A 20,754-nucleotide genomic window follows, 5' to 3' on the forward strand; every position below is an offset into this window, starting at 1 on the left:
CTGCCGATCCGCGACGCGCAGGCGCGCGGCTTCTCGCGCATCTCGAAGGTCTCGATGGTGTCGCCCTCCTGGATGTCCCGGTACCCGAGGCCGATACCGCACTCGAAGCCCTCGCGGACCTCGGTGACGTCATCCTTCTCGCGACGCAGGGACTCGACCGTGAGGTTGTCGGCGATGACGACGCCGTCGCGCAACAGCCGGGCCTTCGTGTTCCGCCGGATCGTGCCCGAGCGGATGATCGAACCGGCGATGCTGCCGACCTTCGAGGAACGGAACACCTGGCGCACCTCGGCGGTGCCGAGCTGAGCCTCCTCGAACTCGGGCTTGAGCATGCCCTTGAGCGCAGCCTCGACGTCCTCGATCGCGGAGTAGATGACCGAGTAGTACTTGATCTCGACACCTTCACGGTCGGCCAGCTCGGTGACCCGCTCCGCGGGCCGCACGTTGAAGCCGATGATGACGGCGTTGTCCACCGTCGCCAGGTTGACGTCGTTCTGCGTGATCGCACCGACACCGCGGTGGATGATCCGCAGCTCGACCTCGTCGCCCACGTCGATCTTGAGCAGCGCGTCCTCGAGTGCCTCCACGGCACCGGAGACGTCGCCCTTGAGGACCAGGTTGAGGGTCTCGACCTTGCCCTGCTCGAGCGCCTGGGTGAAGTCCTCGAGCGAGATCCGCTTGCGGCGCTTGGCCAGCGTGGCGGCCCGTTCCGCAGCCTCACGCTTGTCGGCGATCTGGCGTGCCGTGCGGTCGTCCGGGGCCACCAGGAAGGTGTCACCGGCGCGCGGCACGGAGGTCAGACCGAGGACCTGCACCGGACGAGCCGGGCTTGCCTCGGGCACGGTCTCGCCGTGCTCGTCGAACATCGCCCGGACCCGGCCGTGGGCCGTGCCCGCCACGATGGCGTCCCCGACGCGCAGCGTCCCGGACTGGACCAGCACGGTCGCGACGGCGCCGCGACCCTTGTCCAGGTTGGCCTCGATGGCCACACCACGGGCGTCCTTGTTGGGGTTCGCCCGCAGTTCCAGTGCGGCATCCGCAGTCAGCAGGACGGCCTCGAGGAGGTCGTCGATGCCGGTGCGGTTGCGCGCCGAGACGTTCACGAACATGGTCTCGCCGCCGTACTCCTCAGCCACCAGGTTGTACTCGGTGAGCTGCTGGCGGATCTTGTCCGGGTTCGCGTCCGGCTTGTCCACCTTGTTCACGGCGACCACGATCGGCACACCAGCGGCCTGCACGTGGTTCAGCGCCTCCACGGTCTGCGGCATCACGCCGTCGTCCGCGGCGACCACCAGGATCGCGATGTCGGTCACCTGCGCACCACGGGCACGCATGGCGGTGAACGCCTCGTGACCGGGGGTGTCGATGAACGTGATCGCACGGTCGGCGCCCTCGTGCTGGGTCTGCACCTGGTAGGCACCGATGTGCTGGGTGATGCCACCGGCCTCGCCGGCCACCACGTCGGTGCTGCGGATCGCGTCGAGCAGCCGGGTCTTACCGTGGTCGACGTGACCCATGACGGTCACGACCGGCGGCCGCGGCTGCAGGTCCGAGTCGTCCTCGGCGGCCTCTTCGGCCTCGAGGTCGATGTCGAAGGTGCCGAGCAGTTCGCGGTCCTCCTCCTCGGGCGAGACGATCTCGATGACATACCCGAGCTCGGCGCCGAGGGACTGGAACGTGTCCTCGTCCAGCGACTGGGTCGCGGTCGCCATCTCACCGAGGTGGAACAGGACCGTGACCAGGCTCGCGGGGTTCGCATCGATCCGGTCCGCGAAGTCCGCCAGGGACGCACCGGCCCGGATCCGGATGACGGTGGAACCGTCGCCTCGGGGGACCTGGACGCCGCCGATGGACGGCGCGGACTGTTGCTCGAACTCTTGACGCTTCGCCCGCTTGGACTTGCGACCACGGACGGGACGGCCACCGGCGCGACCGAACGCACCCTGCGTGCCGCCACGGCCGCCACGGCCACCGCCACCGGGACGGCCGCCGAAGCCACCGCCACCAGCACCAGCACCGGGGCCACCACCGCCGCCGGGACGGCCGCCGAAGCCACCGCCACCACCAGCGCCGCCGGGACCACCACGGCCGGCGCCGGGGCCACCACGGCCACCGCCGGGACCGCCGCTACGGGCGGGTGCACCGGGCCGGGACACGGCGCTGCGGCCGGGCATCATGCCCGGCGTCGGCCGGTTCGCTCCACCGGGGCGCGGGCCACCGGTGCCACCGGGACGCGGTCCCGCAGCGCCGGTGCCGCCCGGACGGGGCATGCCCTGCGACGGTGCGAACGGGTTGTTCCCGGGTCGGGGCGGCCGAGGACCGCCGGGGCGGTCGCCACGCTCGGGGCGGTCGCCACGATCGGGGCGCTCGCCACGCTCGGGTCGGGCGCCGGGGCGGGGCATGCCCTGCGACGGCGCGAACGGGTTGTTGCCGGGACGTGCCGTCGACGGGCGCGGCGCCGGGCGGGCGCCCGGCGTCGGCCGGTCGGCAGCGCCGGCCGTGGCCTCGTCGGGACGCTCCTGCGGGGTCCGCGGGCCGGGGGCCGGGGCCTCCGCCGCCGGTGCCGCCGGAGCCTGTGCGGCAGCCGGTGCCGGCGTCGTGGGCGCCTCGGCGGCCGGTGCGGCCTCGCTCGGCGCCGGTGCGGGCTGCTCGGCGGGCCTGGCGACCGGAGCCGCCGGAGCGGCCTCGGGGGCAGGCTTCGCCGTCGCCGGGCGCGGGGCCGGGGCGGGCTTGCTTGCGGCCTTCTTCGCCGGGGCGGCCGGTGCGGCCTCCGCGGCCGGGAAGGCCTCGCGGAGCCGCCGCTGGACGGGCGGCTCGATGGTAGAGGAGGCGGACTTGACGAACTCTCCGAGTTCGTTCAGCTTCGCCATCACAGACTTGCTGTCGACGCCGAGCTCTTTCGCTAGCTCGTGGACGCGGACCTTTGCCACAACTCTCCTGTCTCGGTCCGCCCAAGACAGGGACGGACCGTCGTTAGTGCTGCTTACTCATCGCTGGGTACTCATCGGGTGCCCATCGGCTTCTGACCCGCTCTCTTGTTCGATGATCGACGGTGTCGTGCGGACGTTCCGGACGAACCACTCCTCCACCCGGGAGACCTCGGCCGGCGCTTCGAGTCGAAGCGCGCGTCCGATCGCTCGGCGGTTGACGGCGCGGTCCAGGCAGTCGGGGTGCGGATGCACCCAGGCTCCCCGTCCCGGTGCGCTCGTGGTCACATCGACGACGACGGCGTGAGCCGCGATCGTTCGATCTGCCACCAGGCGTACCAGGCCGGACCGTGGACCCCGCTCTCGACATCCCACGCAGGTGCGTACCGGTCCGGCGGTCTGGGACCGTCGGATGCTCTCAGTCATCGCAATGACCTCTTAGCTCACGGGTGGCCGGAATCCGGCACACCTGAACGGCGTGCGTCTGCAGGTGGGAGGGTCGGGCGCGGAGGCCCACAGACGAGTGTACTACTCCTGCTCGCCCGGCGATCCCGGGTACGCGTCGCCCGGCACCGGGGTGTCGGGCCGGATGTCGATGCGCCACCCGGTCAGACGAGCGGCCAGCCGTGCGTTCTGGCCCTCCTTGCCGATGGCCAGCGAGAGCTGGTAGTCGGGGACCACGACGCGGGCCGACCGGGACGCCTCGTCGACGATCTCGACGCTGCTGACGCGGGCCGGGGACAGCGCCGACGCCACGAACGTGGCGGGGTCCTCGCTGTAGTCGACGATGTCGATCTTCTCGCCGTGCAGCTCGGCCATGACCGCCCGGACCCGCTGCCCCATCGGTCCGATGCAGGCACCCTTGGCGCCCAGTCCGGCCACGTTGGAGTGCACCGCCATCTTGCTGCGGTGCCCGGCCTCCCGGGCCAGCGCCGCGATCTCGACGCTGCCGTCGGCGACCTCGGGCACCTCGAGGGCGAACAGCCGCCGGACCAGGTTCGGGTGGGTGCGCGAGATCGTGATGGACGGACCCTTCGGCCCGCGTGTGACCTCGAGCACATAGGCGCGTAGCCGCTCGCCGTGGGTGTAGGTCTCGGTCGGCACCTGCTCGTGGGCCGGCAGGACCGCCTCGATCCCGCCGATGTCCACCAGGACCACCTTGGGGTTGGAGCCCTGCTGGATCACACCGGCGACGACGTCACCCTCCTTGCCGCGGAAGGTCCCCAGCACGGCGTCGTCCTCGGCGTCCCGCAGCCGCTGCAGGATCACCTGGCGCGCGGTCGAGGTGGCGATCCGGCCGAAGTCGGCCGGGGTGTCGTCGTACTCGGGGCCGTACTCGCCGTCCTCGAGCCGCTCCCGCGCGTAGACGGTGACGTGACCGCTGGTGCGGTCCAGCTCCACGCGGGCGTCCTCGGCGGCGCCCTCCGTGCGGTGGTAGGCGGACAACAGCGCCTGCTCGATCGCGGAGACGAGGACGTCCAGCGGGATGTCCCGTTCCCGCTCGATCATGCGCAGGGTGTTCATGTCGATGTCCATGACAGCGTTCCTCTCAGTCCTGCGCGTCGTCGACGCGGCGGAAGTCGACCTCGACCGTGCCCCGGACCACGTCGGTCAGGGGGACGGTGATGGGCTCGGCGGGATCCGCGGTGGGCTGCAGGACGATCGTCGTGCCATCTGCCTCACGGATCCGGCCGGTGAGTGTGCCACCGGAGGTGGTGAGCGTCACCAGCCGGCCCACGGCGCGGCGGAAGTGGCGCGGCTCGGTCAGCGGCCGGGACACACCCGGGGTGGAGACTTCGAGCAGGTAGGCGCCGTCGATCAGGTCGTCGACCTCGTCCAGGCGCGTGGACACGGCCTTGGACACGTCGGCGAGGAGGTCGGAGTCGACCCCGCCCGGACCGTCGGCCAGGTCGACCGTGACCTGCACCACCCGGTGCCGGCCCGAGCCGACCACGGACACGTCCTCGAGAAACAGCCCGCCATCGGTGACGACCGGCTCAAGTGCCTCGAACAACAGGGCGCCCACGTCGGCGCCAGGGCCCTGCGATCGGCTCATCGGACTCTCCTTGTGAAGTTGTCACTGTCTCAGTGATGGTGTGTGGACCAATCATGCCCGCCCCGCTCCGGGGGCGCGCGGTCCCACGGCGAACACCCCAGCGTAGGTGTGCGCCGTGGCAGGATCAACGCGTGCACACCTCCACCCGCCGCTCCCCGGGTCGCCTACTCGGCGCCCTGCTGGTGTCCGGTGCCCTCCTCCTGGGTGGGTGTGGGGTGCGCCTGGACGGGCCGCCCCCGGAGGTCCCGAGCCCCGAACCCGGCGAGATCCTGCGGCAGGAGGCCGCGCTGGAGACGGCCGAGATCCTGGCGCTCGCCGAGGCGGCCGGTGCCGACGCGCAGGCGTCCGGCGCGACCGGGGACGTGCCGGGTGATCTCGCGCACATCGCCTCCGACGCGACCACCCACCTGACCGATCTCGGTGGTGTATGGACCGCGCCGCCGCGGCCCTCCGCGACCGACGGCACGGACTCCGGCGAGGAGCCCACCGATGCCGGCACCACGCCGTCGGGCCCGGTCACCGGCGCGGACGTGCTCGATGCGCTCGAGGGCTCCACGGCCGTCGACCGCGCCGCCGATCCGGATGCCGACGCGGACCTGGCCACCCTGCTCGCCTCGATCGCGATCAACCGGGCCCTGTGGGCGGCCGAACTCCGCGCCGACCTGGGCCTGTCGGACGTTCCCGACGGCACAGCCGATCCGGCGACCGCCGAGCTCGACATACCGGACACGCTCCCGGCGTCGGCGGCGCCGGTGGTCCGGACCCTGGACGCGCTCGGCTACACGCAGGAGGTCATCGCGGCCCGCGGCGACGAGGCCGAGCGCAGCGAGGCCGCCGGTGCGGCGGTGACGCTACGCGACATGGCCGAGGACGTCGCCATCGCGGCGGGCATCGACGGCACCGACGCCGACCCCCGTGCGGCCGCGTACTCGATCGACACCGAGGACCTGCAGGGCGCCCGGGCGACACTCATCGCCGAGCTGCTGCCCGGCTGGCTCGCCCAGGTGCCCGACACCGAGGGTGCCGACCGGGCGCCGCTGATCGCGCTCGCCACCCAGGCCGCGTTCCTCAGCCAGGACCCGGACCTGCGGGTCGCGACATATCCTGGCCTAGGCTGACGCCGCCGCCAGCAGCTCCCGCAGCCGGGCCACCGCGGCGTCCGGCGCGAGCTCCTCGCGGTCGCCGGAGGCGCGGGTACGGACCTCCACCACACCGTCGGCCAGCCCGCGACCGACCACCAGCGCGAACGGCAGTCCGAGCAGCTCGGCGTCGGCGAACTTCACGCCCGCCGAGACCTTCACCCGGTCGTCGTAGAGCACCTCGACGCCGGCCGCCGCCAACTGCGCGGCCAGCCCCTCCGCCGTCGTGAGGACGGCCTCGTCCTTGCCTGCGGCGAGCACGTGCACGTGGGCGGGCGCGACCTGGACCGGCCAGGACAGACCCTTGTCGTCGCAGGTCTTCTCGGCGATGGCCGCCAGCGCCCGGGTGACCCCGATCCCGTAGGAACCCATGGTGACCGTGACGGCCTTGCCGTTCTGATCCAGAACCTTCAGGTCGAGGGCCTTGGCGAACTTCTGCCCGAGCGCGAAGATGTGACCGATCTCGATGCCACGGGCCAGTTCGAGCGGACCGGAACCGTCCGGGGCGGGGTCACCGACGCGCACCTCGGCGACGTCGATGACGCCGTCGGCGGTGAAATCGCGCCCGGCGACGAGCCCGAAGACGTGCTTGCCCGACTCGTTCGCCCCGGTGATCCAGGCCGTGCCGTCCACCACGCGCGGGTCGAGCAGGTAGCGCACTGCCCCTTGGGCACTGTCGGTGCCGTCGGAACCACGCGGCGCACCGTTCGGCCCGAGCACGCTCGGCCCGATGTACCCGGCGACCAGTTCGGGGTGGGTGGCCAGGTCCTTCGCCGTGGCCTGCTCCACCTCGGCCGGGAACACCGCGGCCTCGAGGCGCTTGGCGTCCACCTGCCGGTCCCCCGGCAGGCCGATCACGAGCAGGTCCCGGGCACCGGCGGGCGAGACCAGGGTGACCACGACGTTCTTCAGCGTGTCTGCGCTCGTCCACAGAACGCCGTCGGGCTTGGCCTGCGTGGCGTTGGCCACGTCGACCAGCGACTCGATCGTCGGGGTGTCCGGCGTGTCCGCGACGTACGCGGCGGGCAGGCCGGCGACCACGGCCGCCTCGACGGGCTCGGGCGACGGCGTATGCACCGCCTCGACGTTCGCGGCGTACCCGCCGGGCGAGCGCACGAACGTGTCCTCACCGATCTCGCACGGGAACAGGAACTCCTCCGAACGCGAGCCGCCCATCGCCCCGGACATCGCCGAGACGATCACGTAGTCCAGGCCGAGTCGGGTGAAGATGCGCTCGTACGCGGCCCGCTGGGCGTCGTAGGAGGCAGCCAGGCCGGCCTCGTCGATATCGAAGGAGTAGGCGTCCTTCATGATGAACTCACGGCCACGGATCAGGCCGGCGCGGGGGCGGGACTCGTCGCGGTACTTGGTCTGGATCTGGTAGAGCGTGAGTGGCAGTTCCTTGTACGAGGAGTACAGGTCCTTGACCAGGAGGGTGAACATCTCCTCGTGCGTGGGCGCGAGGAGGTAATCGGCCTCCTTACGGTCCTGGAGCCGGAACAGGTTCGGACCGTACTCGGTCCAGCGACCGGTCGCCTCGTACGGTTCCCGCGGCAGCAGCGCCGGGAAGTGCACCTCCTGCGCCCCCGTCGCATCCATCTCCTCACGCACGATCGCCTCGACCTTGGCGAGGACCTTCAGTCCGAGCGGCAGCCAGGAGTAGATCCCAGGGGCGGTGCGGCGGATGTAGCCCGCCCGCACCAGGAGGCGGTGGCTCGCGACCTCGGCGTCGGCCGGGTCCTCTCGCAGGGTCCGCAGGAACAGTTTCGACATCCGCATCAGCACGCGGGCGAGTCTATCTCGCTGCAACGGGCCGAGATTCTCCCTGGCATGTGCCGAACTCCCTTGCCAGACTGGGACGATGCCGGAACTACCGGAGGTCCAGGGCCTCGTCGACTTCCTCACCGAACGCACCGTCGGCCGCAGGGTCGCCGCCGTGCACGTGCTCGGGATCCAGACGCTGAAGACGTTCTCCCCCGCGCCGGATGCGCTCGCCGGCGGCACGGTGGCCGGGGTCGCTCGTCGGGGCAAGTGGCTCGACCTGCGGGTCGAGGACCTGCCCGACGGCGACCTCCACCTGGTCTTCCACCTCGCCCGGGCCGGGTGGTTGCGCTGGCACGAGAAGCTCCCGGGAGGCGTGTCCCGGTCCCCGAAGTCGCCGGTGGCACTGCGGGTGGACCTCGACGACGGGTCCGGCTTCAGCCTCACCGAGGCCGGTACCCGCAAGCGCCTGGCCGTGTACGTGGTCGCCTCCCCCGAGGAGGTTCCGGCGATCGCGAGCCTCGGCATCGAGCCGCTCTCGGCGGAGTTCACCCGGGACGCGTTCGCGGCGATCCTGTCCGGGCGCAAGCAGCAGATCAAGGGCGTGCTGCGCGAGCAGGGCACGATCGCGGGGATCGGGAACGCCTACAGCGACGACATCCTGCACGCGGCCCGGATGAGCCCGTTCGCGATCAGCTCCTCGCTCGACGACGAGGCCGTGACCCGGCTCTACGACGCCATCGGGGAGGTGCTCCGGCCCGCGATCGAGGCGTCCTCGGGCCGCCCCGCGGCCGAGCTGAAGGACGCGAAGCGGTCCGGGATGCGCGTGCACGGTCGCGCCGGAGCGGAGTGCGGGGTCTGCGGGGACGTGATCCGGGAGGTCTCCTTCGCCGACTCGGCGCTGCAGTACTGCGCGACCTGCCAGACCGGCGGGAAGATCCTCGCCGACCGGCGGATGTCCAGGTTGCTGCGCTGAGCCCGCGGCCGCCATGGCACTCGCACCCAACCGCGCCGTCGGTGCACCGGAGCCGGCTCGCCGACAGGGCACGAGTGGCAACCACCACAGCACTCTCGCGGCGGCGGTGCGTCCGGGCAGGCACGCCCTAGAACAGGATCGTCGCGAACGTCCCCACCTCACGGAAGCCGACCTTGCGGTAGGCCGCGAGCGCGGGTGCGTTGTAGGAGTTCACGTACAGGGACACCAGCGGGGCGACCTGGGCGCGGGCGTACGCGACCACGGCGGCCATGCCGGCCACGGCGTGGCCCTGGCCGCGCAGGTCCGGGTGCACCCAGACCCCCTGGACCTGGGTGACGCCGAGCGCCACGGTGCCGAGCTCGGCCTTGAACACCACGCGTCGACCCTCGGGGCCTTCCTCGATCCTGGACAGCGACCGGCCGCCCTGGACCAGGGACCGGACCCGGCGCTCATACCCACCACCGGCCGTGAGCGGGGAGTAGCCGACCTCCTCGGTGAACATCGCCACGCACGCCGGCAGCAGCAGGTCGAGGTCGTTCACGGACGTCAGTGAGACCCCGGGGTCGGGCGCGACGAGCGGGTCGCCGTCGATCACCATGGACGGCTGGTCCGGGCGGATGTCCCTGGGCGTGGGTGCGAAGCCGCGCATCGCCTCCCACAGGCGCATCACGTCGTGGGCGGGACCGACCACGGAGGAGAACCGGCGGGAGCGTCGGCGCACGTGATCGGCGACGGCCTCGACGGCAACGTCGGACAGGCGCAACGGCACCAGGTTCCCGCCGGTCCAGCACAGGCCGGTCAGCCCCTGCGGTTCCCGGATGCACAGGAGCTGGTCGCGGTAGAACCCGTAGGAGGACATCGCCTCGACGTGCTCCCCCAGCAGCGCCGCGTCGACCGGGTCCTGTTTGGCGAACGCGATCAGCTCGGCCACGTCCGCCGAGCGCGCGTCCTGGACCACCACATCGGGGTGGGTCTGCAGGGGTGTGCGCCATGGCCACGTGGGCATGGTGCGATTGTGCCTCACCTGGCGGGTCAGGACACGGTGACGACCGGGCCGCCGGTCGCACCGGCCGGCTGGGTGTCCGCGATCCGCATGGCCTCCTCGATCAGGGTCTCGACGATCAGCGCCTCGGGCACGGTCTTGATGACCTCGCCCCTGACGAAGATCTGGCCCTTGCCGTTCCCTGAGGCCACCCCGAGGTCGGCCTCCCGGGCCTCCCCCGGCCCGTTGACGACGCAGCCCATGACGGCCACGCGCAGGGGCACCTCCATGCCCTCCAGGCCGGCGGTGACGCGCTCGGCGAGCGAGTACACGTCCACCTGCGCACGCCCGCACGAGGGGCAGGAGACGATCTCGAGCCTGCGCTCGGCGAGGTTCAGCGACTGCAGGATCTGGATGCCGACCTTGACCTCCTCGACCGGGGGTGCGGACAGGGACACCCGGATCGTGTCGCCGATGCCCTGGCTGAGCAGGGCGCCGAACGCGGTCGCGGACTTGATCGTGCCCTGGAACGCCGGGCCGGCCTCGGTGACCCCGAGGTGCAGCGGCCAGTCCCCCGCCTCGGAGAGCAGCTCGTAGGCCCGCACCATGACCACCGGGTCGTTGTGCTTGACGGAGATCTTGAAGTCGTGGAAGTCGTGCTCCTCGAACAGCGAGGCCTCCCAGACGGCGGACTCCACGAGCGCCTCCGGGGTGGCCCGGCCGTACTTCTCGAGGAGCCTCTTGTCGAGCGAGCCTGCATTCACCCCGATCCGCAATGAGGTGCCGGCGTCGGCCGCGGCGCGGGCGATCTCCTTGACCTGGTCGTCGAACTTGCGGATGTTGCCCGGGTTCACGCGCACCGCCGCGCAGCCGGCGTCGATGGCGGCGAACACGTACTTGGGCTGGAAGTGGATGTCCGCGATCACCGGGATCTGCGACTTCCTCGCGATCACCGGCAGCGCGGCCGCGTCCTCGGTGGTGGGCACGGCCACCCGGACGATGTCACACCCGGCCGCGGTGAGTTCGGCGATCTGCTGCAGGGTCGCGTTGATGTCGCTCGTCGGCGTGGTGGTCATCGACTGCACCGAGATCGGGGCGCCGCCGCCGACGTCCACCGTGCCGACCCGGATCCTGCGGGTGGCTCGCCGCGGCGCCAGCACCGGCGGGGTCTCCTTGACTTCGGGCATGCCCAGACTGATCGGAACGCTCACGCGTCAAGTATCACACCGTGGCCGCCGCGGGCGCTTCAGCCCAGGGTGACCGGTTTGACGATGTCCGCGAAGGCCAGCAGCAGGCTCATGCCGCCCAGCACGATGATGACCAGATACGTGAGCGGCATCAGCTTCGCGGTGTCCGCGTGCCCCGGATCCGGGCGCCCGAACGCCTGCGCGAGGCGGCGCCGGGCCCCTTCGAACAGGGCCCCGGCGATGTGCCCGCCGTCCAGCGGCAGCAACGGGATCATGTTGAACACGAACAGCGCCATGTTCAGCGACGCGACCAGCGAGAGCAGGTCCGCGGTGCGCTCGGCGGCTCCGTAGTCGGCCGAGTCGATGGAGGCGATCTCGCCGGCGAACCGGCCCACACCGATCAGCCCGACCACCCCCGGGTCGCGTTCCTCGGTCCCGAACACGGCCTGGGCGATCGCGACCAGGCGCTGCGGGAGCGAGATCACCACGTCGACCGTGCCGGTGAACACCGACCCCACGAACGCGGGCACCGCGGACAGCGGCTGGGGCACCAGCTCGTAGGCCGCCGAGATGCCCACGAACGGCACCGGCGCGAGCACCGGTTCGCCGTCGGCGTCGGTAACCACGGCACCGTCCTCGACGACCGGCCGGTCCTCGAGGACCGGCGTCACGGTGAGTGTGACCTCTTCGCCGCCGCGGTCGACGACGACCGTCGCTGCCTCGGTGCCGCCGTCGGTGATCGAGGTGGAGATGTCCGCCCACTCGGTCACCGGCTCCCCGTTCCAGGAGACGATCCGGTCCCCCGCCTCGAAGCCTGCCATCGCCGCGGGCGACTCGGCGTCGCCGGCGGCGCACTCGCGCTGCTCGGTCACCGGCACGACGCACTCGGAGACGCTGCTGATCCGGTTGCTGGCCGTCGCGGTCCCGAACGCGGTGAGGATGATCGCGAACAACACCGTGGAGATGATCAGGTTCACCACGGGACCGCCGAACATCACGGCCAGCTTCTTCGGGGTACTGAGCTGGTAGAAGACCCGGTGCCGCTGCCCGTCGGCGAGTTCCTCGCCGATCTCCTGGGCGCTGGCGGAGCGGGCGTCCTCGGCCATCGAGTCCATCAGTCCGCGCAGGCCCCGACGGCGCAGCCTCGCCTCGGCCGGTCGACCATCAGTGTCCTCGCCGACCTCCTCGCGGGCGGGTGGGAACATCCCGACCATCCGCACGTACCCGCCGAGCGGCAGCATCTTGATGCCGTACTCGGTCTCGCCGCGCTTGGTGGACCAGAGCGTCCTGCCGAACCCGACGAAGTACTGGGAGACCTTGACGCCGAACAGTTTCGCCGGCACCAGGTGGCCGATCTCGTGCAGCGCGATGGAGATGATCAACCCCACCGCCACGAACAGCACACCCAACCAGAAGTCCATTCCTACCCCAGCGCACCGGGCCCGGGACCGTCCCGGCTGCGCAGTGCCGCCTCAGAGTACGTCGCGTTGCTGAGAGCGAGCCACCGAATCACCCACGTGCCGGTGGGCAGATCGCACCACCGGTCGGCGAGGCGAGGACGTGCGGCTCTCAGCGGTGGGCGAGCAGCTCCCCGGTGCGCGCCCGCGCCCACCGCTCCGCGTCCGCCACGGCCTCGATGCTCAGGTCCGCGGCGCTGGTGCCGGCATGCTCGTCCAGCACGGCGGCGACCGTGTCCACGATGTCCAGGAAGGCGATCCGCCCTCCGAGGAACGCGGTCACGCACTCCTCGTTCGCGGCGTTCAGCACCCCGGGGTGGGTGGCGGACGCGGCGACCGCGGCGCGGGCGAGCCCGAGAGCCGGGAACACGCCGTCGTCCACGGGTTCGAAGGTCCACGACGTGGCCAGGTCCCACCGGCACGCGGCCGCGGCACCGGGCACCCGGTCCGGCCAGCCGAGGCCGAGGGAGATCGGCAACCGCATGTCCGGCGGGGACGCCTGCGCAATCGTGGAACCGTCCACGAACTCGACCATGGAGTGCACCACGGACTGCGGGTGCACCACCACCACGATGTCCGCGACCGGGACACCGAACAGCAGGTGCGCCTCGATGAGCTCGAGCCCCTTGTTGACCAGTGTCGCGGAGTTCGTGGTGACCATCGGACCCATCGCCCAGGTCGGGTGCGCGAGCGCCTGCTGCGGCGTCACGTCCGCGAGCTCGGCGCGGGTCCGCCCCCGGAACGGCCCGCCGGAGGCGGTCAGGATCAGCCGGGCGACCTCCGCCGGCGTGCCCGAGCGCAGCGCCTGCGCGATCGCCGAGTGCTCGGAGTCGACCGGCACGATCTGGTCCGGGTGCTGCTGGGCGGCGTGCACCAGGGCTCCCCCGGCCACCAGCGACTCCTTGTTCGCGAGCGCGAGCGTGGAGCCGGCGCGCAGCGCGGCCAGGGTGGGGGCGAGCCCGATCGAGCCGGTGATCGCGTTCAGGACGACGTCCGCACCGACGCCGGCGACGGCGCAGGCCGCGTCCGCACCGACGAGGACCTCGGGCCGGGGCCGGGGCCGGCGGAGCCGCCGCGCGGCGTCGTCGAGGTGGTCGGCGAATGCTGCAGCGCTCCCGTCGGCCAGGGCGACCAGTTCGACGCCGAACCGGACCGCCTGCTCCGCGAGCAGCTCGAGGTGGCCGCCGCCGGCCGCGAGCGCGGTGACCCGGAACGTCTCCGGCGCCGCGGCGATCACGTCGAGCGCCTGGGTCCCGACAGACCCCGTGGACCCGAGCAGCGCGACGGTGCGGGTCATTCGACCGCGAGCAGCACGTCCACGGCGCGGTCGAGGTAGGCGTCCACCGGGCCCTCGCCGTACGCACGCGAGCGCGGCGCCGAGGGAAAGGTGGCCTGCCGCAGTTCCGCGGCCGAGAGTTTGGCGCCGGAGTCGAAGTAGTCCACGAGCCGGTCCAGGACCTCGTCCACGGCTTCGGCGTCGTAGCCGCGACCCCGCTCGGGTGGGGCGAACCGCTCGCCGTCGGGCCGGACGAGGCGCGGGTAGAGCGTGGTCGCCCGTTCGGCCACCTGCTCCATCCAGGCCTCCTGGCCGTGGGTGGCGATGAAGTCGGCACGGTCGCGCTGGATGAACGCACCCTCGAGCCGGTCCAGGGCGGCGTCCACGGCCGCGGGGTTGTAACCGTGCCGGACCAGGTCGAAGGCGACCTGGCGCACGTCCGCGGCGCTCAAGGTCTCCTCGCCGCTGCCCTCGTAGGAGGCTTTGGCCCGCTCGAAGAACTCATCGACCTGCTCACGGTCATACCCGCTCGACAGATTCCCGACGGTGGAGAACAGGCCCTCCATCGACGATCCTTTCCTCGTTCCGGCGCGTACGTGCCCAGCCTATGGGGGTGGCCCGGGTGCCCCGGGCCCGACTCACGGTGGTGAATCGGCGCTCACACCTCCGCGGCGAGCTGCCCACACGCCCCGTCGATGTCGCTCCCGCGAGTATCCCGCACCGTGGTCGGGATCCCCGCCGAGCGCAAGCGTGCCACGAATTCGTCCTCGACGTCCTTCTCGCTCGCGGTCCAGATCGAGCCCGGCGTCGGGTTCAGCGGGATCGGGTTCACGTGCACCCAGCCCTTGCCCCGCTTGAGCAGCTCGGCGGCGAGCAGGTCCGCGCGCCACCCGTGGTCGTTCATGTCCTTGATCAGGGCGTACTCGATGCTGACCCGGCGGCCGGTCACCTCGAAGTACTCACGGGCGGCGTCGAGCGCTTCGCCGACGGTCCAGCGGCTGTTGATCGGGATCAGCTGCGAGCGCAGCTCGTCGTCCGGGGCGTGCAGCGAGAGCGCCAGCGTGACCGGGATGCCTTCGGCCGTGAGCTTCTTCATGGCCGGCACCAGACCCACCGTGGAGACGGTGATGTGCCTGGCGGACATGCCCAGGCCGTCCGGCGTCGGGTCCACCATCCGGCGCACGGCGTTGATCACCGTGCGGTAGTTCGCGAGCGGCTCACCCATCCCCATGAACACGATGTTCGTGAGCCGGCGGGAGCCGCCGGGCAGTTCGCCGTCGCGGCAGCTGACGGCGGCGCGGCGCACCTGTTCGATGATCTCGGCGGTGGACAGGTTCCGGGTCAGGCCCTGCTGGCCGGTGGCGCAGAACGGGCAGGCCATGCCGCAGCCGGCCTGGCTGGACACGCACAGCGTGGCCCGGTCGGAGTAGCCCATCAGGACCGACTCGACCTTGACGCCGTCGAACAGGGACCAGAGCATCTTGACGGTGTCACCGCCGTCGGCCTCCAGCCGGCGCACCTCGGTGAGCAGCTCGGGCAGGAGCTGCGGGACCAGGTCCTCGCGCATCCCGGCGGGCAGATCGGTCATCGCCTCCGGGTCGCGGGTGAGGTGGCCGAAGTAGTGCGTGGCGATCTGCTTGGCCCGGTAGGCGGGCTGGCCGAGCTCGGTGACGACGGCGGCGCGCTCTGCGGAGGTGAGGTCGGCCAGGTGCCGGGGCGGCTTGCCGCGGCGCGGCACCGCGAAGGACAGGCGCGGGCGGTCACCGGCATCGGGAGCGTGTCCGGGTAGGACCTGGGGCTGTGCGGGAGTGGTCATGGTGCCACCAGTCTCCCAGACGCTCGGCGACGCCGCGCCGCCACCCGACTTGACGTGGACTAAACAGAGTGAGAATCATTCTCGCTATGAGACGAACACGAAAACTGGCCCCACTCGCCCTGCTGACCTCCGCCGTCGTCCTCCTCGGCGCCTGCGCCGCCCCGACGGCGACCACCGAGGACGCCGGCGGCACCGCGACCCACGACGAACACGACCACGACGGCGAGGAGTCGGCGCCCGAGGACGGCCGGCCCACCGAGGAGGCGGCGGGACCGTCACCGCGGCTGGCCGTCACCTATGACGGCGGCGTGCTGATCGTCGACGCCCTCTCGCTCGAGGTGCTCGCGGACTTCCCGGCGCAGGGGTTCGTCCGCGTGAACCCCGCCGGGGACGGGCGGCACCTGTTCCTGACCCTCGGCGAGGAGTTCCGGCTGCTCGACACCGGCGCGTTCAGCCAAGCGCACGGGGACCACTCGCACTCCTACACGACCGACCCACTCCTCACCGACGTCGTGATCACGGCGGACCACCCCGGCCACGTCGTCACCCACGCCGAGCGCACCGTGCTGTTCGCCGATGGCACCGGCGAGATCACCGTGCTGGACCCGCACGAGCTGGCAGCCGGTGCACAGGCCCCGGTGCTGGCGACCACGAGCACCCCGCAGGCCCACCACGGCGTCGCAGTGGTGCGCACCGACGACAGCCTCCTGCACACCATCGGCGACTCCGAGTCCCGCTCCGGCGTGGTGCTCCTGGACGCCGAGGGAGCCGAGGTCGCGCGCGCCGAGACCTGCCCCGGCGTACACGGTGAGACAGTGGCCGCCGACGAGACGGTCGTGTTCGGCTGCGAGAACGGCGCGCTGATCGTGACCGGCTCGGCGTTCACCCACGCGGCGGCGCCGGACGCGTACGGGCGGATCGGGAACCTGGCCGGCTCGGACGCCTCCCCCGTGGTGCTCGGCGACTACAAGTCCGACCCTGAGGCCGACCTCGAACGGCCCACCCGGATCTCCCTGATCGACACCCGGACGGCCGAGATCCGGCTCGTGGATCTCGGCGTGAGCTACAGCTTCCGCTCGCTCGCCCGTGGCCCCGGCGGCGAGGCGCTCGTGCTCGGCACCGATGGGACGCTGCGGATCATCGATCCCGAGGCGGGCACGGTGACCGCCGAGGTCCCGGTGACCGGACCCTGGACCGAGCCCGAGCAGTGGCAGGACCCGCGCCCGACGCTACGGGTCGAGGGTTCGTTCGCGTACGTCACCGAGCCGGCCACGTCGACCGTGTTCGTGGTGGATCTGCCCGGCGCCGAGGTGATCGACAGCGCCGTGCTGCCGGTGGTCCCGAACGAACTCAGTTCCGTGGCCGGCTGACGACCGTCACGACCCTCGTCCACCGGACGAGGGAGCCGTACCCGTTCGGGCCTGGACGGCCGAACGGGTACGGTACCGGCCCCGGACGACGCCGTGGCCGAGGTGGGTGCTCGGATGGACCGGCCGGCGCGTCAGGCGACTCAGGCCGGCGCGACCACCAGGAGCAGGGCGAACACGACCGGGGAGCAGATCAGGATCGAGTCCACCCGGTCCAGGATGCCGCCGTGCCCGGGCAGGATCTTGCCCATGTCCTTGACCCCGAGGTCGCGCTTGAGCATGGACTCGGACAGGTCGCCCATGGTCGCCCCGGCCACGGCCACCACTCCGATGGCCAGACCCGCCCACCACGTGGCGTCGATGGCGAAGATCGCGAAGCCGACCCCCACCAGGGCGGCCAGCACCACGGACCCGGCGGCACCCTCCCACGACTTCTTCGGGCTCACCGAGGGTGCCATCGGGTGCCGGCCGAACAGGACCCCGGCGATATAGCCCCCGGTGTCGTTGGCGACCACGAGCGCCACGAACATCAGGACCCGCCACTGCCCGTCGTCGGCGGACAGCATGATCATCAGGAAACCCGCGAGGAACGGGATGTACGCGGCTGCGAAGATGCCGGCGGTGGCATCACGCAACGCGTCGCCGCCCCCGCCGTCCAGGACCCTCCACACGAACACACCACCGGCCGTGAGCAGGAACGCGACCAGCAACGCCTCGATGCCGGCCTGGTAGGCCGAGACGAGCATGCCGACGGTGCCGACCACGAGCGGCAGGTAGGGCAGCCGGATGTCCCGGGTGCGCAGCGCCCGCTCGAGTTCCCACAGCGCGATCGCACACGCGACGACGGCGAGGACGACGAAGGCCTCCTTGCGGATGAACAGGGAGGCGATCAGGACGGCACCGAGGCCGAGGCCGACCCCGATCGCAGCGGGCAGGTTGCGGCCGGCGCGCGAGGCCGGCGCGGGTTCCTCGGCGGAGGCCGCGGACGCTGCCGAGTCACCGGAGCCTGCGGGTTCGGCGGAGGGCGTCGAGGCGCCGGTGGTCGGCCGTGCGCCAGGTGTCGCCGTCAGCCGATCGGGCGCGGCGCCGCGAGTTCCGGTCGCCGGGTCCGCAGGACTGCCCGACGGCGTCGCGGCGCTGCCGGCGGAGCCGTTGGGTGAGGTCGTCGCGGGTTCGGGCGACGCGGCCGAGCCCGAAGAGCCTGCCCGCGCCGCGAGCGGCGCGGGCTTGTCGGCGCGGCCCGTCGTTGCGGCACGGTCTGCCGCCGCAGCGGGCCCGGACGGCTCGGCGTCGGCGGCGGTGCCGTCGAGCTCCGCCTCGAGCCGTGCGGCCCGTTCCGCGGCGCGCAGGGCGCGCCGCGAGAGCGGCGCGCCGTCGCTCCCGGTGGCAGGTGGCGGACTTGGATCAACCATGGCCGGGCCGCTCAGACCTCGAGCAGTTCCTTCTCCTTACCGGCGAGCAGCAGGTCGACGGTGTCGGTGTGCTTCTTGGTGAGCGCGTCGAGCTCGGCCTGGGCGCGGTTCACCTCGTCCTCGCCGGCCTCGCCGTCCTTGGCGATGCGGTCGAGCTCCTCCTTGGCGCGCCGGCGCACGTTCCGCACGGCGACCCGCGCGTCCTCGCCCTTGGTCTTGGCGAGCTTGACGTAGTCGCGGCGCCGCTCCTCGGTGAGGGTCGGCAGGATGATCCGGATCTGGATGCCGTCGTTGCTGGGGTTCACGCCCAGGTCGGACTCGCGCAGGGCCTTCTCGATCGCCGTCATCGAGGTCTTGTCATAGGGGGTGAGCATGACGGTGCGGGCCTCTGGAATGGTGATCGAGGCGAGCTGCTGGAGCGGCGTGGGGGCACCGTAGTACTCAACCTCGAGCTTGTTGAACATGCCGGCGTTCGCGCGACCCGTGCGGATGTTGCCGAAGTCCTCACGCGCCACCTCGACGGCCTTGTCCATCTTCTCCTCGGCCTCGAAGAGGGTCTCGTCGATCACGCTTGCTCCTTGCTCTGGTCGGTTCCTGCACCGGACGTCATTGATGTGCCGATCTTCTCACCTCGGAGGGCAGCGGCCACGTTACCCGGCCCTTCCATGCCGAAGATGCGCATGGAGAGCTGGTTGTCGCGGCACATCGCCAGGGCGGTGGAGTCCACGACCCGCAGGTCCTTCTGGATGGCGTCGTCGAAGGTGAGGAAGTCGAGCTTGGTGGCGGTCGGGTCCACGCGGGGGTCCGCGGTGTAGACACCGTCGACGCCGTTCTTGCCGACGAGGACCTCCTCGCAGTGGGTCTCCAGCGCACGCTGGATCGCGACCGTGTCCGTGGAGAAGTAGGGCATCCCGGCGCCGGCGCCGAAGATCACGGCGCGGCCCTTCTCGAGGTGCCGGATCGCGCGCAGCGGAATGTAGGGCTCGGCGACCTGGCCCATCGTGATGGCGGTCTGCACTCGCGTGGTGACGTCCGCCTTCTCGAGGAAGTCCTGCAGGGCCAGACAGTTCATCACGGTGCCGAGCATGCCCATGTAGTCGGCCCGGGCACGGTCGATGCCGCGCTGGGACAGTTCGGCACCTCGGAAGAAGTTCCCACCGCCGACCACGATCGCGACCTGGACGCCCTCGTGGACGGCTTCGGCGATCTCACGTGCGATCGAGGCGACCACGTCGGGGTCGAGCCCCACGCTGCCACCGCCGAACACCTCTCCGGAGAGCTTGAGCAGGACCCGACGTGTGGTCGGGGCAGGGGTGAGCGCAGGCATCGGCGAGATCCTCCTGGGTGAGAACGCTGAGTGGATGTGCTGGGGTGAGCGTATGACAGCGGTGGGCCCCGCCCCGGGTCCGGCCCCGGGCCCCCCCCCCCGGGTGGTGGGAAAGCGCCCCCGGGTTGGGTTGAGCTTTTCACGGGGGTGCCCCGTGCGCTGTTTCCGTACCGGGCCCACCGCCGAAGGTTGCTGCTCAGGCGCCGACGCGGAACCGCGCGAAGCCGGTGATCGTGCCACCCACCTCGGTGACGACCTGGCCCACCGACTTCTTCGGGTCCTTCGCGAAGGGCTGGTCCAGGAGAGCCACCTCCTTGAAGAAGCCGTTCAGGCGACCCTCGACGATCTTCGGCAGTGCCTGCTCCGGCTTGCCCTCGTTGCGGGAGGTCTCCTCGGCGATCCGACGCTCGTCGGCCACCTTGTCGGCGGGGACCTCGTCGCGGCTGAGGTACTGCGGGGAGTAGGCCGCGATGTGCAGCGCCACATCGTGCGCGACCGCGGCGCCGGCGGCGTCCGAGGACACCAGGACGCCCACCTGCGGCGGGAGGTCCTTGGCCGTGCGGTGCAGGTACGAGGTGACGTGCTCACCGGCCAGTCGGGCCACCCGGCGGACGACGATCTTCTCGCCAAGGGTTGCGGCGGTCTCGTCCACCACGGAGGAGATCGGCACCCCGTCGGACTCGGCAGCCAGCAGCGCGTCCGCGTCCGCCGCACCGGAGGCCACCGCAGTGGCCACCACGCGGTCGGCGAGCGAGATGAACACCTGGTTCTTGGCCACGAAGTCGGTCTCGGAGTTGATCTCGACCAACACGCCGACCTGACCCTCGCCGTCGGGCGTGGGGTCGATGGAGGCCACCACCAGACCGTCCGAGGCGGAGCGGCCCTCGCGCTTGCTCACACCCTTCAGGCCCTTGACCCGAATGATCTCGATCGCCTTCTCGGCGTCACCGTCGGCCTCGTCGAGAGCCTTCTTGACGTCGAGCATGCCGGCACCCGTGCGCTCGCGCAGGGCCTTGATGTCGGCAGCGGTGTAGTTCGCCATGTCTGATCCTTCCCAGATCCTTGGTGTCT

The 20,754-nt window shown here is 71.6% G+C and carries 17 protein-coding genes and 1 pseudogene; 3 read left to right on the plus strand and 15 right to left on the minus strand.

The annotated features are described in order from the left end of the window. Positions 1 to 20: 20 nt before the first annotated feature. The 4 genes and pseudogenes from infB to rimP form a co-directional block, all read right to left on the minus strand. Positions 21 to 2,930 (minus strand): annotated as a pseudogene (infB, locus tag KCQ71_RS07280) (translation initiation factor IF-2); the annotation flags it as partial. 57 nt (positions 2,931 to 2,987) lie between these two features. Continuing rightward, a complete protein-coding gene (locus KCQ71_RS07285) occupies positions 2,988 to 3,353 on the minus strand; it encodes a YlxR family protein (protein WP_154793574.1) in 366 nt (121 codons plus the stop codon). 102 nt (positions 3,354 to 3,455) lie between these two features. Further along, entirely contained in the window at positions 3,456 to 4,463 is a 1,008-nt protein-coding gene (nusA, locus tag KCQ71_RS07290) for a transcription termination factor NusA (RefSeq protein WP_223404360.1), read from the minus strand. Between the two features lie 13 nt (positions 4,464 to 4,476). Next, the gene (gene rimP, locus KCQ71_RS07295) at positions 4,477 to 4,983 is read right to left on the minus strand and encodes a ribosome maturation factor RimP (protein WP_223404362.1); all 507 of its coding nucleotides are present in this window, start codon (positions 4,981 to 4,983) and stop codon (positions 4,477 to 4,479) included. Positions 4,984 to 5,114: 131 nt separating this feature from the next. On the opposite strand from rimP, the gene KCQ71_RS07300 reads away from it, so the two are divergent. Beyond that, positions 5,115 to 6,101 carry a hypothetical protein gene (locus KCQ71_RS07300; RefSeq protein WP_223404364.1) on the plus strand — a complete coding sequence of 329 codons (987 nt, stop codon included), beginning with the start codon at positions 5,115 to 5,117 and terminating at the stop codon, positions 6,099 to 6,101. Here KCQ71_RS07300 and KCQ71_RS07305 read toward each other — a convergent pair. Beyond that, positions 6,093 to 7,907 carry a proline--tRNA ligase gene (locus KCQ71_RS07305; protein ID WP_223404366.1) on the minus strand — a complete coding sequence of 605 codons (1,815 nt, stop codon included), beginning with the start codon at positions 7,905 to 7,907 and terminating at the stop codon, positions 6,093 to 6,095. The two genes, KCQ71_RS07300 and KCQ71_RS07305, sit on opposite strands and share 9 nt — an antisense overlap. Positions 7,908 to 7,983: 76 nt before the next feature. Here KCQ71_RS07305 and KCQ71_RS07310 point away from each other — a divergent pair, with 76 nt between their 5' ends. Continuing rightward, complete coding sequence (locus KCQ71_RS07310; RefSeq protein ID WP_223404368.1) at positions 7,984 to 8,859, plus strand: Fpg/Nei family DNA glycosylase; 876 nt, start codon at positions 7,984 to 7,986, stop codon at positions 8,857 to 8,859. A gap of 127 nt (positions 8,860 to 8,986) precedes the next feature. Here the strand turns inward: KCQ71_RS07310 and KCQ71_RS07315 are convergent, their stop codons facing one another. From KCQ71_RS07315 to rlmN, 6 genes are all read right to left on the minus strand, one after another. After that, entirely contained in the window at positions 8,987 to 9,865 is an 879-nt protein-coding gene (locus KCQ71_RS07315; protein ID WP_223404370.1) for a GNAT family N-acetyltransferase, read from the minus strand. 26 nt (positions 9,866 to 9,891) lie between these two features. Next, complete coding sequence (gene ispG / locus KCQ71_RS07320) at positions 9,892 to 11,052, minus strand: flavodoxin-dependent (E)-4-hydroxy-3-methylbut-2-enyl-diphosphate synthase (protein WP_223404372.1); 1,161 nt, start codon at positions 11,050 to 11,052, stop codon at positions 9,892 to 9,894. A 35-nt stretch (positions 11,053 to 11,087) separates the two neighbouring features. Further along, positions 11,088 to 12,449, minus strand: coding sequence for a M50 family metallopeptidase (locus tag KCQ71_RS07325; RefSeq protein ID WP_223404373.1), 1,362 nt, complete (start codon positions 12,447 to 12,449; stop codon positions 11,088 to 11,090). 148 nt (positions 12,450 to 12,597) lie between these two features. Next, entirely contained in the window at positions 12,598 to 13,782 is a 1,185-nt protein-coding gene (gene dxr / locus KCQ71_RS07330; RefSeq protein WP_223404375.1) for a 1-deoxy-D-xylulose-5-phosphate reductoisomerase, read from the minus strand. Next, complete coding sequence (locus KCQ71_RS07335) at positions 13,779 to 14,327, minus strand: DivIVA domain-containing protein (protein WP_223404377.1); 549 nt, start codon at positions 14,325 to 14,327, stop codon at positions 13,779 to 13,781. Before KCQ71_RS07335 ends, dxr begins: the two co-directional genes overlap by 4 nt. A 92-nt stretch (positions 14,328 to 14,419) precedes the next feature. Further along, positions 14,420 to 15,577 carry a dual-specificity RNA methyltransferase RlmN gene (gene rlmN / locus KCQ71_RS07340; protein ID WP_223404378.1) on the minus strand — a complete coding sequence of 386 codons (1,158 nt, stop codon included), beginning with the start codon at positions 15,575 to 15,577 and terminating at the stop codon, positions 14,420 to 14,422. Between the two features lie 86 nt (positions 15,578 to 15,663). Here rlmN and aztD point away from each other — a divergent pair, with 86 nt between their 5' ends. Then, the gene (gene aztD / locus KCQ71_RS07345; protein WP_223404380.1) at positions 15,664 to 16,947 is read left to right on the plus strand and encodes a zinc metallochaperone AztD; all 1,284 of its coding nucleotides are present in this window, start codon (positions 15,664 to 15,666) and stop codon (positions 16,945 to 16,947) included. A 140-nt stretch (positions 16,948 to 17,087) separates the two neighbouring features. On the opposite strand, the gene KCQ71_RS27560 is transcribed toward aztD, so the two are convergent. The 4 genes from KCQ71_RS27560 to tsf form a co-directional block, all read right to left on the minus strand. After that, entirely contained in the window at positions 17,088 to 18,356 is a 1,269-nt protein-coding gene (locus tag KCQ71_RS27560; protein ID WP_308116617.1) for a phosphatidate cytidylyltransferase, read from the minus strand. Positions 18,357 to 18,367: 11 nt separating this feature from the next. After that, positions 18,368 to 18,925 carry a ribosome recycling factor gene (gene frr, locus KCQ71_RS07355; RefSeq protein WP_223404382.1) on the minus strand — a complete coding sequence of 186 codons (558 nt, stop codon included), beginning with the start codon at positions 18,923 to 18,925 and terminating at the stop codon, positions 18,368 to 18,370. Beyond that, the gene (gene pyrH, locus KCQ71_RS07360) at positions 18,922 to 19,683 is read right to left on the minus strand and encodes a UMP kinase (RefSeq protein WP_154793560.1); all 762 of its coding nucleotides are present in this window, start codon (positions 19,681 to 19,683) and stop codon (positions 18,922 to 18,924) included. Before pyrH ends, frr begins: the two co-directional genes overlap by 4 nt. A 196-nt stretch (positions 19,684 to 19,879) precedes the next feature. Beyond that, complete coding sequence (gene tsf / locus KCQ71_RS07365) at positions 19,880 to 20,725, minus strand: translation elongation factor Ts (protein ID WP_223404384.1); 846 nt, start codon at positions 20,723 to 20,725, stop codon at positions 19,880 to 19,882. Positions 20,726 to 20,754 lie beyond the last annotated feature (29 nt).

Origin of the sequence: Occultella gossypii, assembly GCF_019947135.1 — a bacterium.
Lineage (GTDB): Bacteria > Actinomycetota > Actinomycetes > Actinomycetales > Beutenbergiaceae > Occultella > Occultella gossypii.

Bases quoted from the DNA above. Each gene is read 5' to 3' on its own strand.
- rlmN (WP_223404378.1), bottom strand. From the start codon at position 15,577: ATGACCACTCCCGCACAGCCCCAGGTCCTACCCGGACACGCTCCCGAT.
- KCQ71_RS27560 (WP_308116617.1), bottom strand. From the start codon at position 18,356: ATGGTTGATCCAAGTCCGCCACCTGCCACCGGGAGCGACGGCGCGCCG.
- KCQ71_RS07335 (WP_223404377.1), bottom strand. From the start codon at position 14,327: ATGGAGGGCCTGTTCTCCACCGTCGGGAATCTGTCGAGCGGGTATGAC.
- KCQ71_RS07315 (WP_223404370.1), bottom strand. From the start codon at position 9,865: ATGCCCACGTGGCCATGGCGCACACCCCTGCAGACCCACCCCGATGTG.
- KCQ71_RS07285 (WP_154793574.1), bottom strand. From the start codon at position 3,353: ATGACTGAGAGCATCCGACGGTCCCAGACCGCCGGACCGGTACGCACC.
- pyrH (WP_154793560.1), bottom strand. From the start codon at position 19,683: ATGCCTGCGCTCACCCCTGCCCCGACCACACGTCGGGTCCTGCTCAAG.
- nusA (WP_223404360.1), bottom strand. From the start codon at position 4,463: ATGGACATCGACATGAACACCCTGCGCATGATCGAGCGGGAACGGGAC.
- dxr (WP_223404375.1), bottom strand. From the start codon at position 13,782: ATGACCCGCACCGTCGCGCTGCTCGGGTCCACGGGGTCTGTCGGGACC.
- aztD (WP_223404380.1), top strand. From the start codon at position 15,664: ATGAGACGAACACGAAAACTGGCCCCACTCGCCCTGCTGACCTCCGCC.
- tsf (WP_223404384.1), bottom strand. From the start codon at position 20,725: ATGGCGAACTACACCGCTGCCGACATCAAGGCCCTGCGCGAGCGCACG.
- KCQ71_RS07310 (WP_223404368.1), top strand. From the start codon at position 7,984: ATGCCGGAACTACCGGAGGTCCAGGGCCTCGTCGACTTCCTCACCGAA.
- KCQ71_RS07325 (WP_223404373.1), bottom strand. From the start codon at position 12,449: ATGGACTTCTGGTTGGGTGTGCTGTTCGTGGCGGTGGGGTTGATCATC.
- rimP (WP_223404362.1), bottom strand. From the start codon at position 4,983: ATGAGCCGATCGCAGGGCCCTGGCGCCGACGTGGGCGCCCTGTTGTTC.